Origin of the sequence: Thermogemmatispora onikobensis, from assembly GCF_001748285.1 — a bacterium.
GTDB lineage: Bacteria > Chloroflexota > Ktedonobacteria > Ktedonobacterales > Ktedonobacteraceae > Thermogemmatispora > Thermogemmatispora onikobensis.
Map to the genome: position 1 here is coordinate 1 of NZ_BDGT01000025.1, position 12348 is coordinate 12348.

Annotated in this window: 10 protein-coding genes and 1 pseudogene; 3 read left to right on the plus strand and 8 right to left on the minus strand. The window is 59.8% G+C overall.

What is annotated here, in order from left to right:
- The 7 genes and pseudogenes from BGC09_RS12125 to BGC09_RS12150 form a co-directional block, all read right to left on the minus strand.
- A partial coding sequence (locus tag BGC09_RS12125) for a helix-turn-helix domain-containing protein (RefSeq protein ID WP_141727761.1) occupies nucleotides 1-240 on the minus strand: 240 nt, incomplete at its 3' end.
- A 263-nt stretch (nucleotides 241-503) separates the two neighbouring features.
- The gene (murA, locus tag BGC09_RS12130) at nucleotides 504-1871 is read right to left on the minus strand and encodes a UDP-N-acetylglucosamine 1-carboxyvinyltransferase (RefSeq protein ID WP_069804260.1); all 1368 of its coding nucleotides are present in this window, start codon (nucleotides 1869-1871) and stop codon (nucleotides 504-506) included.
- Complete coding sequence (locus BGC09_RS12135; protein ID WP_069804261.1) at nucleotides 1868-3442, minus strand: phytoene desaturase family protein; 1575 nt, start codon at nucleotides 3440-3442, stop codon at nucleotides 1868-1870. The genes murA and BGC09_RS12135 overlap by 4 nt, the downstream gene beginning before the upstream one ends.
- Before the next feature lie 40 nt (nucleotides 3443-3482).
- Complete coding sequence (locus tag BGC09_RS12140) at nucleotides 3483-4871, minus strand: FHA domain-containing protein (RefSeq protein ID WP_069804262.1); 1389 nt, start codon at nucleotides 4869-4871, stop codon at nucleotides 3483-3485.
- A 199-nt stretch (nucleotides 4872-5070) separates the two neighbouring features.
- Entirely contained in the window at nucleotides 5071-5331 is a 261-nt protein-coding gene (locus BGC09_RS23280; protein WP_069804263.1) for a hypothetical protein, read from the minus strand.
- Nucleotides 5332-5427: 96 nt separating this feature from the next.
- Nucleotides 5428-5505, minus strand: a pseudogene (locus tag BGC09_RS23525) (zinc ribbon domain-containing protein); the annotation flags it as partial.
- Between the two features lie 246 nt (nucleotides 5506-5751).
- Nucleotides 5752-6555: a hypothetical protein gene (locus tag BGC09_RS12150; RefSeq protein ID WP_069804264.1), complete on the minus strand. Its 804-nt coding sequence runs from the start codon at nucleotides 6553-6555 to the stop codon at nucleotides 5752-5754.
- Between the two features lie 815 nt (nucleotides 6556-7370).
- Between BGC09_RS12150 and dnaA the strand changes: the two genes are divergently transcribed.
- From dnaA to BGC09_RS12165, 3 genes are all read left to right on the plus strand, one after another.
- Nucleotides 7371-8969: a chromosomal replication initiator protein DnaA gene (dnaA, locus tag BGC09_RS12155; protein ID WP_069804265.1), complete on the plus strand. Its 1599-nt coding sequence runs from the start codon at nucleotides 7371-7373 to the stop codon at nucleotides 8967-8969.
- 380 nt (nucleotides 8970-9349) lie between these two features.
- The gene (locus BGC09_RS12160; protein WP_069804266.1) at nucleotides 9350-10057 is read left to right on the plus strand and encodes an SDR family oxidoreductase; all 708 of its coding nucleotides are present in this window, start codon (nucleotides 9350-9352) and stop codon (nucleotides 10055-10057) included.
- Between the two features lie 57 nt (nucleotides 10058-10114).
- On the plus strand, nucleotides 10115-11287 hold the full coding sequence (locus tag BGC09_RS12165) for an S-adenosylmethionine:tRNA ribosyltransferase-isomerase (RefSeq protein WP_084658570.1): 1173 nt from the start codon (nucleotides 10115-10117) through the stop codon (nucleotides 11285-11287).
- 180 nt (nucleotides 11288-11467) lie between these two features.
- Here BGC09_RS12165 and BGC09_RS12170 read toward each other — a convergent pair whose 3' ends face one another.
- Complete coding sequence (locus tag BGC09_RS12170; protein ID WP_176728911.1) at nucleotides 11468-12343, minus strand: SAM-dependent methyltransferase; 876 nt, start codon at nucleotides 12341-12343, stop codon at nucleotides 11468-11470.
- Nucleotides 12344-12348: the final 5 nt, after the last annotated feature.

The window sequence follows — 12348 nt, forward strand, 5'->3', positions numbered from 1 at the left end:
GGCCTGCTCCTGCCCCGTGGCGGTGACATTGGTGGAGGTCTCGATCAGTACCTTAAACAGCTCTTCTTTGCTGGAGAAGTAGCGGTAAATCAGACCCTGGCTAATGCCGCTGGCCTCCGCGATATCGCTGATGCGTGTTTCCGCCAGGCCGCGGCGGGCAAAGATCTCGGCGGCTACGTGTAAAATCTGCCGCCGGCGTTCATCGCGGATCTGCTGGTTTGCTTGCTCACTGCGTGGCATCGGCTCATCCTGATAAGGTGGCGTGGCGGGTAGGTAGATAACGTCCTCTACTCGGGGCCGCCTTGATCTCAGCCCGCTCGAACTGGAACGAGCGGCTGGATTCTTTGAATGAGTAATCACTCATTCAACACATTGGAAAGTATAGCCTTCCTGCTGGCCTCTGTCAAGAGGGTGGGCAAGGAGCTGGCAGAGAGCCTGGCAGGAGGGTGGCCGAGACTGGGGCGAGAGGGTGAGAGTGAGAGGTAAGCAGGAGTCTGACGGAGCTAGGCGAGAGCATCCAGCGTATCGTCCTCTGCTGAAGGGCGGATCACCTCAAGCTGGGCCCCGAGGGTGCGTAGCTTCTCATCCAGACGCTCATAGCCGCGCTCGATATGCTCCACGCCATGCACCTCAGAGGTTCCCTCGGCGCAGAGAGCGGCCAGAATATAGGAGCAGCCGGCGCGGATATCGGGGATATCCAGACGAGCGGCGCTCAAAGGGGTGGGACCACGAACCACGCAGCTATGCAAATACTGTTTCTCGCGGAAGCGACAGGGTACCTCGCCCAGGCACTTCGTATAGAGGCCGATATGGGCCCCCATTGTTTTCAGGGCGTGGGTATAGCCGAAGCGGTCTTCATAGATTGTCTCATGGACCACCGAAATGCCATCGGCCTGGGTCAGCAGGATCGTGAAAGGCTGCTGCCAATCCGTCATAAAGCCTGGGTGGACATCCGTCTCCAGAGCGATGGGGGGGGGAGGGCGATCATCCCCAATAAAGCGAATGCCCTCATCTTCCACCTCGAAGCGCAGGCCCATCTTCGACAGCGTATTCAAGAAAGTCAGCAGCGTATCCTGCTGGGCCCCGCGCAGATAAATATCGCCTTTCGTCAGATAGGCTGCGATGGCCAGAGACACCGCCTCATTGCGGTCGCTCAAGAGCGTATGGCGGGCGCCGCGCAGGCGTTGGACCCCTTCGACAACGATGCGGCGATCCACCTTCTGCTCGATAATGGCTCCCATTTTCTGCAAGAACTTGATCAGATCGATGATCTCCGGTTCGAGGGCGGCGTTCTCAATGATCGTCACGCCGCGGGCCAGCGAAGCCGTAATCAAAAAGTTCTCGGTGGCCATCACGCTGGGAAAAGGCAAGCGGATCGTAGCCCCGTGCAGGCCACGGGGAGCGCTCATATAGTAGCGTCCGCCCAGCTCCACGATTGTCGCGCCCATCTGTTGCAGGCCGTTGAGATGGAAATCGATCGGGCGGGCTCCGATCCGATCGCCGCCAGGGAGGGGGATATCGGCCTCGCCGCAGCGATGCAGCAGGGGGCCGACTGCCAGGATCGCCATTCGATTCAAGCCGCCGATGGTTGCCGAGACCGAAGTAGAGTGAATGGCTGGCGTCCTGATCGTGAGCATATGCTCTGCTTCATTGAGCGTCACCTCTGAACCCATATCCTGGCAGAGACTGAGGGTCAGATAGAGATCACCGATGAGAGGCACATTGCGCAGCGTGCAGGGTTCCTCGCTCAGCAGCGAAGCGATGGTCATCTTGGTGACAGCATTCTTGGCTCCGCTGACCGTAACCTCGCCGTGGAGGGGGGTGCCGCCGCGGATCAAATAATAGGGAGCAGCCTTTGCAACGTCCGTCATGGATAGAGAGGTCTCCTTACCTGTTTACGAGCATTGCCCGGGGCCGTCCATAACCAGCGCAAGGCGTTGAGGCGGGAAGGAGGGTGCTTCACATAGCCTGCGCGCGCTCGTCTCCGTCCTCGTCCAAATGGTAACCAGCCTGGCCGGCGCTGGCGTTCGCCGTCGGTGGCTCTTGAGACTGGCAGGTGAGGGCTGCCTAGAGGGCCGACAATCTCGCCGCGCTCGATAGCATCGAGGAGGTCGAGCACATAATTGACACTCTGTGCCACCCCCTCGACCATCAGATAGCCGCTGGGCTTGACAGCATCGCCCACCAGAAAGAGGCCCTGTAAAGGTGTGACCGGCGAGAGATCCGTCCCCTGAGCCAGGCGATTCACCGGCCACTCGCCCCGATAGACGCTCATCGTCAAAATGCGGCAGTGGCGTTCAAAGGTTTCGCCGAAAAGTTGGCGCAGATCGGCGATGGCCAGGGCTTTCTCCTCCTCGATATTCTCGCTCTGGATTACCTGATGCGTGATGAGCAAGTGCTTGCCGGGGGGAGCCAGGCGGGGGTCGCAGTTTGTTGGCTGGACAATACCAGCGATGCGCTGCGTGTCGAGACAATACATGATCCCTCGATGTGGGATCAAAGAAACATCGCTGAGCACATGGACCTTCAGGCCCACTGCTTCGCGGTAAGCCTGATCCGCCTCGGTAGCTGTTGCCGCGCTCTGGGCCGCCTGTCGCTGCTGCTTGAGCAGCTCGGCCTGACGCACCTGGCGATTTTCGATCAGAGCGGTGGTCGCGCGCGGGCCGATATCGCTGACCAGCAGGGGAGCGTAGAGCAGCAGCTCGTCACCGCTAGTCTTGTCGCGGGCGCGCACACCTGTCACTCGCCCATCGGTGTGCAGAATCTGCTGCACCTCATGGCTGAGCAACACAGTGGCTCCCCGCTCGCGCAGGCGGCGCTCTAGCTCGGCTGCCAGCGCTCCGCAGCCACCCTCGACAATCCCAGGCGCACCATAGCGGAACATATTTTTGGTCGTGGCGACGACCTCAGCCGTTGAGACCTGATCCAGCTCCAGGCTGAGGGCGAAGCGCGCGATGCGCTCGAAGAAGGCCACCAACTCGCGATTGCGCTCGACCTTGATATGGCGCGCCAGCCAGGCGCTGAATGGTAAAGTGCTCTCGCTGGCGGGCAGCGGGCGGAAAAACATCAGATAGCCCAGGCGTAGGAACCAGAAGAACTGGCGCGGGCCCAGAAAGCGATAGACGCCGAGGAGGCCACGAGCACGCACCTGGCGCCCATGCACATGGAAGGAGCCGAAGACATCGGCGTCCAAAAGGCGGTGAGGGATCTGCAGGCGCCGCAAGGTGTGGGCCAGCACTCCGCTGCTGCCAAAAGGCACCATGTGGACAGCCCCGGTGCTGACCTGCACACCTTTGAAGGTCTTGGCGGTAAAGCGTCCACCGCAGTGATCAAGTCGCTCTAGCAGAGCCACCCGCTTGCCGCGCTGCAGCAGTTGAGCGGCGCTGAGCAATCCCCCCAGGCCAGCGCCAATGACGATGGCGTCGTAGTGAGCTTCCTGCATCTTTCTCAGAAAGAACCTGGTTTACTAGAGTTGAAAGCTGTCAGCGCTCTTCCCCGATTAGCGCTCTGAGTAGGGTATTGCACTCAGCAAGCGTGTTGAGCACGCTCTGGTGGATCTGGAAGACCTTATTCAGCTCGCGCGCTTTGCGAGCAAGGCGTGTCACATACTCGATATCGCGTGGATTGTTCGTGACGTCTTCCATCAGCTGGATCAGCTCGGACCAGGCCAGGGCCTCGCGGCTGCGGGCCACGTCGGCGATCGTTTGATCCATGCGTTCGGCCACGCGGCGGACGCCGGCGCGCAACTGATTAGCCGTCTGGGCGATTTCGGCCTCATGGTTGCGCAGGGCCTCCTGGGTTGCGTTCAGCTGTTCTTGAAGAGCGGAGACCTGTCCATCGAGCGTGGCCAGGGCTGCCATGAGAGAAGACATATCCGGCAACGCTGGCAGAGGCAGGCTGGTCAGGCGATTGAAGGTCACGCCATCGGCAGTGCTAGAAGCAAGGGGCTGAGCGACCTCTGCAGCGGCAGAAGCGGGCGCCATCGGCTCTGGCTCGCGTACTGGGCTGATGGCGACCGGCTCGGCTGCAGTGGCGCTGCTGCTGGAGCCGCTCTCGCTGCTGGGGGTGACCGGCGGAGTGGACGAGATTGATCCGCTGCTGGCCACTACCGAAGGAGGCAACTCGCTCTCTGTGTGCGTTGCAAACTGGTCAATGGAACTGGCCGTCAGACTGCTATCCTCGCGTGTCCGATAGGTCATCTCGTTCGGTTGAATGCTGATGGTTGGCAGCTCATCGACGCCGACAGCGGGAGCCTGGAAGATCAGCTCATGCTCACCGATACCAATGTGGTCGCCATCCTTCAGTGTATAAGGGACCAGTTCTTCAAGCTGTTGGCCGTTGACGAATGTTCCGTTAGCGCTCCGCTCGTCGCGCAGGATATACTGGCCATTTTCGTAGCGTACAGTTGCATGGCGGCGTGAAGTAAGCTTATCCTTGGAGAGGAGAATATCGCTGGTTGGCGCGCGTCCAATCGTAATTTCCTCTTTATCAAGGGTATATTCCTGGATCACCTCACCGCTCTCTGATTTCAGGATAAAGCGGGCGGGGTTTTTAATTTTTGGCTCCGCTGTGGCAACTGCCGCTTCATGGCTAGCGGCTGGCTGAGCGGGAGAGGGTGACAGCTCCGTTGGTGCAGATGGAGAAGCGGGAATGGTGGCATTTGGCCAGCTACCACCGGACGAAGGCGGCGACTGAGGACCAGGAGCCGCAGCTCCCCACTCATCCTGAGCTGGCACGGTTGCGTCGCCCCCGGAGAGCGGGGTCTGGGCCGGCTCATAGGCGGGAGCGGATGGAAGCAGCGGCTGACCACAACTCAAGCAGAAGCGATCGCCGGGCCGCGTCTCTGCACCACAACGGGGGCACTTGTCCATAATAGATCTCCTCCCTTTGCTAGCACGTAGGCTTTGCTTTTGTGCTCCTCGTATACCTCACAGGAGTATTTAGCGCACTCGCAAAACTGTTGCCATTATACCAGAAGTGGTCACCGGGCGTCGAGCGGGTACACAAGCGAGGGTAGGAGAGCAATCGCTCACCTGCTGTGTCACTCATTCACTCGCTGGGCAGCCCATGTTACCAGAACAGACGCCTGAACACCTCACGGATGAGATGACGCACAAAGAGGTAGGTCAAGAAAAGCGTGAGGGCGATCAGACCGACGAAGCACCAGAAGAAGCCGCGCAGTCCGGGGATGTACCAGGCCAGCAGGCCCAAAGCCACCAGAGCGGCCAGGGTGCCCCCAACGATGGCCAACAGAATCAGCCCCGCTTGCTTGAGGGGCTGATTCTGCTGGCCTGGCAAGGCATTTGCCAGCTGGAACGCTGAATCCGGCATGGGCTGGATTGGCGAAGCTCCTGACGGATCTCCCCAACCGGGGCCAGGGGATCTGTTCCTCTGGCTGCTGGCTATTCCAACCGAAGGGGACAGCTGGGCGCCGCAATTGGTGCAAAAGCGCATCTGCGAGTCATAAGGCTGGCCGCAGTAAGAGCAAATGCCTGCCCTTTGCATCTTCCTGACTCCTTTCCTATCTCCCAAGAGAACGTGCTTGAAACTGTGCCACCCCTGGGACCTGCTTTCTTCGCCCAGCGGAGTCGGAGATCCCCTTGATGGTTGCTTCTGAGCTCGTACTCTTACAGAAATTCAGCGAACACTCTGTTCTACAGCCCCTGAGTTACCTCTTCTTCTTCTTCTTCGCCGTCGCCTCCCCTCCTCTCGCGCTGCCCTGTCGCTCACCCCGGCAGCAATCAAGAGGCATCAAGAGAGAGGCACCCAGGCTACATCAGGTTGCAGCGTGTCGAAAAACTGTTTCAGTGTCTTCTCGTCGCCGGGTGCCGAAAACACAATGCTCGTCTCGCCGCGCACCCCGGAACAAATCTGGCTCGGCGTACGTGTTGGTGTTGGACTCACCCGGGCGGTTGGGCTAGCCTTGGCCTGGGGGCGGGCCGTGGCCGTGGGTGTCACCAGCGAGGCTGTGCACTGGAAGACTGACTTCTGATTGCGGTGTGGTGCCTCAGAGAGGCTAATGGCGCTCCCGTCGGGGAGGAGATAGGAGATAGAGAAGTTCCCTCCAAAAATAGGGTCGTGCACCGTACCGAGGGCGCTCACCAGACAGGCACGCGCTGGCAAGCGTGATGGTAGGTAGATAGTGAAGCCGAGCAAAGCCTGAACCTGCTTCCAATCGGTAAGGGTCCGCGGGCCACTGCTGGCAGCTGTGGCCGGAGCAGTAGCAGTAGCAGTAGCAGTAGCAGTAGCAGTCGCAGTCGCAGTGCCGGGAGTGGTCGTCGCGGTAGCGGTGGAGGCTACTGGTGAGACGGTGGCTCCCTCGTCGCGGAACAGCATTGAGGGTTTGCCGCACCAGTGGAGCTGATTCAGCGCTACAGTAGCTGCGGTAGGTGTCGCGCTTCCAGATTGATTCGGGTTGCCACCCAGCAGACCGGAGCAGGCGGCAGTCAGTGATCCCGTCAAGATCACCAGGGTCAGGAGTAGAAGCCAGCCATGTCGATGCTGTGGCGAATGGGCAGCCCGTGCCGAGCGCAGTAATGCTTTCATGGGCATCATTGAGCAGCCTACTCCTCTCCCTGGTGACCTGCGAGCCAGGGGCAAGGTGTGGGGTGGCTGCTCCTCCTTTCTATCCTCTCTCAAGGGATTGCAGCGCGGCAACGAGCAGAACTTGAGAAAGAGCGTCGTGCTTTGTCCTGGTTGCTCTTCTCCTCACCCTCTCAAGAACGAACGAGAAGAGGGAGAGAGTCAGGATCGCTCGTCGCCGTTTTGCTGCTCTATCGTGCGAGCCAGTTAATTATGCCATCCAGGCCATGCGCAAGGAGCGAGGGAGGTGCGCAGCCAGATAAGAGCAGGGGTGTCTCAGCGGCGTGTGAGTAGGGGGAAGAAGGCTGCCATCCCCCGGCTCTGGCGGCGGCTGGGTGAGCGAGATGGAGCAGGAGAGGGCGGGCGAAGTGCACTCCCTGTCCCGCCTGGAGGAGAGGCGCCTCGCCTGGTGGCTCTCTCCTCCCAGCGACAACAGTACTTTTTTCCACGCTCGCAAGAGCACCCTGCGCGCTTTGAACCCAGTATATATTACTGGTAAAGGAATTCCTATGGTCTGCTTCTCATCTGGTACCAAAAGAGGGCTTTACAGCCTTTTGGTTTAGTGCTACCATTACCCTCTGCTATTCAGGAATACGTTCATCCGGGTGTTTTTTGTCCTACTCATCCGACCCTTGTACTACCAGCGTAGGGCTGGGCACCCCTCTAGCTGCCGAGTTGTTCTGATAATCCAGGCCTGTAACCTGACATTTCTATGCCCGAAGGAACTCAATCAGAGCGAACTGACGCAGCCTGAAGGCAGAGACGAACTGCGTATGAGGTGAGAGCCGGTGAATGCAAGACAGATCTGGAAAGCGACACTGGAGCAGATACAGACCCGGGTCCAGCCGTCCGTCTACGATACCTGGTTCAGCGGCACGGTGGGTCTCTCGTTCGACGAGAACGTCTTTATGGTAGGGGTGCCCTCGGCCTTTGCCAAGGCTCAAATGGAAGTACGCTTTATCGAGATGATCCGCTCGCTCCTCTCGGAGGCGACCGGCTGTCAGCCCGAGGTGCGCTTTGTGGTCACTAAGGGTTCGACTGTCAACGAGGAGCTGCAAGCGTTGGAACAAGAGGCCGCTGTGAGTGAGAGTCCTGCCCAGCGCTTAAAGCGTGCCTATCGCGCTCCCAGGCATCGCCCGGCCTTGCGGGCAAAACTCGATGCGTCTTCACCGGCGATTGCAATGACGTCTCATGCCCCTTCTAGCGCTCGCCCGGTTCCCCATCGCGCTGAGGCCCGTGAGGAGGAACACGAGCAGGCTGCTATCTTTCTTGGATATGAACGCCCTGCCGAGGAGAAGGCTGGCGGCGGTGGCGTGCAGGAGCACCTCTTTACTCCCATTGAAGGCGGTAGCATGCTAAATCCTCGCTATACCTTTGATACTTTCATTGTCGGCAAGTCGAACCGCCTGGCTCATGCCGCCTCGAAGGCAGTCGCCGAGCGCCCCGGCTATGTCTACAATCCGCTCTTCCTCTACGGTGGGGTGGGCCTGGGTAAGACCCACCTGCTTCACGCTATCGGGCATCATGGTGAGGCTGCCGGCCTGAGCGTCCTCTATACAACCTCCGAAAAGTTCACGAATGAAATTATCAACGCCATTCGCTTTCAGAAGACGGAGGAGTTTCGCGCGAAGTATCGCCAGATCGATATTCTGCTGGTCGACGATATTCAGTTCATCGCGGGCAAGGAATCGACAGAAGAGGAGTTCTTTCATACCTTTAACGCGCTCTACGATTCCAACAAGCAGATCGTGGTGACCAGCGATCGCCCCCCAAAGGCCATTGTGAGCTTGCAGGATCGCCTGCGCTCGCGCTTTGAGTGGGGATTGCTGGCCGATATTCAGCCGCCTGATTATGAGCATCGCCAGGCAATCCTGCGCTCGAAGGCCGAGTCGATGCGTTTCCAGGTTCCCCCGGCAGTCATTGATTATATTGCTCGCCCGGAATGCCGCAGCGTGCGCGAACTGGAGGGGGCGTTGAAGCGGGTGATCGCCTATGCCACCTTACATCAGGAGCCTCTCACGGTGAACCTGGCTGCCAAAGCTCTAGAGCATATCTATAACAGTAAGCCGCCAGCAACGTTAACGGTGCGTGAGGTCTTGGAAGGGGTCTGTCGCTACTATAATGTCGATCCCGAGCAGCTGCGTGGCAAAGCTCGCGATCGAGAGATCGTCTGGCCGCGCCAGGTAGCGATGTATGTGATGCGCGAGCAGACCGATGCTTCGTTGCTCCAGATCGGCGCTGAGCTGGGCGGACGCGACCATACGACGATCATGCATGGCTGGGAAAAGGTGCAGGCGGAGATGGCGACCAATGACCGTGTGCGCCGTGAGATCGCGGCGGTCATTGAGACGATCGAGCAATCTAGAATGGATCTGCGGCGGCTCTGATTGGCCGCTGCGCTCTCCTGCTGATCTGACTGAGTAAGGCGGGCTAAAGCCCTTCCATTCAGGATCGGTTGGCGCTCAGGTGGCGCAGCAGAGCCATAACGAGAGCAATCGCCAGACTGGCAATAGCGTGCGTCAGAGAGGTTGGCGCAGCGCCGGTCTGGCTATATTTTTGGCCCTGGCCCTGTGCGGGCTTATCAGGGATCTCGGGGAGAAGCTGCCTGACTGTCAGCCAGGGCGCTTCTGGCTCTGAGGGGAGCTGACCTGTCCACAGGAACAGGGAGCAATCTGTCCGCTTGCCCGGTGTCTGCTCTGTGGGTCTCGCCCCATAATGGTCCTTGCTTGTGGTTGAGTGCTTCAACAAGCAAGGAGGTCCATTAGCTATGACGTCTGCTTCTCTGAGGGCTGAGCGTACCGGGTTAATCACCGGAGCCTCTCGTGGTTTGGGGCTGGCTCTGGCTCGTGAGCTGGCTCGTGCGGGCTGGCGGCTCATTATCGATGCGCGCACTCCTGGCGAGCTGGAGGAGGCACGCGCCGAGCTGGCTCGCTGGAGCGAGATAGTGGCTCTGGCTGGCGATGTCGGCGATGCTGAGCACCAGCAGGCTTTGACCAGTGCTGCGGCGCGCTGGGGGAGGCTCGACCTGCTGGTCAATAACGCCAGTATTCTTGGCCCCAGTCCTCAGCCGTTTCTGCTGGATTATCCCCTGACGGAGCTGGAGCGAGTCTATCGCGTCAATACCTTTGCGCCTCTTGCGCTTATCCAGCTATTGCATCGCTATCTATCTTCTGGTGCCTGTATCATCAATGTTACCAGCGATGCGGCCCGTGAACCGTATCCTGGCTGGGGTGGCTATGGCTCAAGCAAAGCGGCGCTGGAGCAGCTGACCCTCATTCTGGCGGCAGAGCAGCCGCAGTGGCGGGTCTACCTGGTTGACCCTGGTGATATGAGGACGCGCCTGCATCAGGAGGCTTTCCCCGGTGAGGATATCAGTGATCGGCCTCCTCCAGAGGTGAGTGTGCCGGGCTTGTTAGCCTTGATTGAGGGAAGCTATGCCTCTGGGCGCTATCTGGCCCGTGAGGTGAAAGCTTGATGCCGGCAATGGATGCAGATGGGAGCCTTCTGGCTGTCAGAAGAATGGTAGGTACCTATGAGGACGTTCGAGCGATCTTGGCTTGAGCAAGAGTCGGGGGACGGAGGGCGTGAGGGGGGTGCTGATCCGGGAACTGATTCCAAGGGAGAGCGATCGACGGTTGGGCTGGAGCTGACCACTTTCTCCTTTGAGCTACCGCCTCAGCTGGAGGCAGGGGAGCCGCCCGAGGCGCGTGGTCTAGCCCGCGATGAGATACGTTTGCTGGTCTCGTATCGCCGTGACCATCGCCTGGTGCATGCCCGCTTTCGAGAGCTGCCAACCTTTCTCAAGCGAGGCGATGTGCTGGTGATCAATACCAGCGGCACCATGAAAGCTGCGCTGCCCGCTGAGCGAGCTGGCGGAGAGCCAATAGAGCTACATCTCTCGACGTGTCTGCCGGCTGGTCTCTGGGTAGTTGAGTTGCGCCTACCTCTTTCTGAAGGCTCGCAGCCTTTTTTCGGAGGCCGGCCTGGCGAAGTACTGACTTTGCCGCAAGGGGGGCGGGTGATGCTGCATGCTCCCTACGTGTCTCGTGCGCGCTCTGAAGCTGCTGGTCGGCAACGGCTCTGGGTGGCAACCTTTGAACTGCCGGAGCCTCTGGAGGCCTATCTGGAGCGCTATGGTTTCCCGATTCGTTACGGCTACGTCCAGCGCAAGTGGCCAATCGACTATTATCGCTCGGTCTTTGTCACAGAGGTCGGCAGTGCGGAGATGCCTTCGGCCAGTCGTCCATTTACGGCTGAGCTGGTGACGCGGCTGGTGGTAGAAGGGGTCCAGTTCGCGCCTCTGCTGTTGCATACGGGAGTAGCCAGTCTGGAAGCGCATGAGCCGCCCTACGAGGAGTACTATCGTGTGCCTGCTGAGAGTGCCGAGCTGGTCAATGCAGCTCGCCGGCATGGGCGGCGAGTCATCGCCATAGGGACAACACCAATGCGAGCGCTAGAGACGGTTGCTGATGAGTATGGAGAGGTGCATCCTGGTGAGGGCTGGACCGATCTGGTGATTACTCCGCAGCGGGGGCTGCGTGTCGTCAACGGGTTGCTGACGGGCTTCCATGAGCCGCAGGCGTCGCATCTGGCCCTCTTAGAGGCCCTGGCTGGACGCGAGCATGTAGAGCAAGCCTATGCGGCGGCGCTTCAGGAAGGCTATCTCTGGCATGAGTTTGGCGACATCCATCTGATTTTACCCTGAGCGATAGGTGGTTGTCAGGACCGGCAGGCGCAGAGACGATCAGGCAAGTACTGGCGCGTGGATGTCATCCCTCGGTTCGGGGTGAGATCTTGCCTCCGGGTCAGCGCCGACTGTGGCCCGGCGGCCTCTTGCCTGGTCGGACCGCGCCCGCTGGTCAGCTCTCTTGTAGCGGCGCCTGACTTACCCCTGCTGGACGACCTGGCTCTGGCGTACTGCTGTAACTAGCCAGTGATACAGCTTTTCCGTTTCGGGGGTGAGCTGGTCGCTCGAGATGAAAGGGTAGACGGGACGGTTGTACTCGTAGCCCTTGCGGGCAGTGGAGGTCACGGTGGCCTGCCAGCCCAGGGACGCCAGGAGAGAGACGGGGTCATCGATGGTTCCGATCCAGGGAACGCCGAGCCGCGAGACGCGCTCCATACGCTGGCGTGTTAAGGGAGAGCTGGTCATGGCGCTATGGATCGCGTCGAAGGCCAGCCAGCTCTGAGGAGCGCTCAGCTTGCTGATCAGCCCGAGCAATTGATGGATAGCCTCATTGGGCAAGTAGAAGAGCAGGCCCTCAACGAGCCAGATTGCAGGGAGTGCTGGATCGTAGCCAGCCTCCAGTAGGTGGGTGGGCCAGGAAGTCTCGGTCAAATCGGCGGGGATAAGATGCCGTCGGCAGCCCGGGCGGGCTTGCTGGGCCTGCAGGATGCCCTCTTTGTAGTGGAGTACGTCGGGCTGATCCAACTCGAAGACAGTCATGGCTGGCGGCCATTCCAGTCGGAAAGCACGTGTATCGAGGCCGCAGGCAGGCATGACAAGCTGACGAATGCCTTGCTCATTGACGATGCGCTGCACGAAATCATCGAAAAAGCGTGTGCGTACAATGATACTACCACCTGCATCTTCGAGCTGGCGAAAACGCCGTTCACCCTCGGCTCCGGCCAGAGCGGCGGCCCAGGGATCGGTGAAGAGGCGGTCCTCGCGCAGGCTCTCATGAGCGCGCACTGCGGCTGTCATATAAGCAGTGTAGCCTATCGAGGCTTTCTGGGCTGAGGTAGAGCTGTGCTCTGACATCGTGT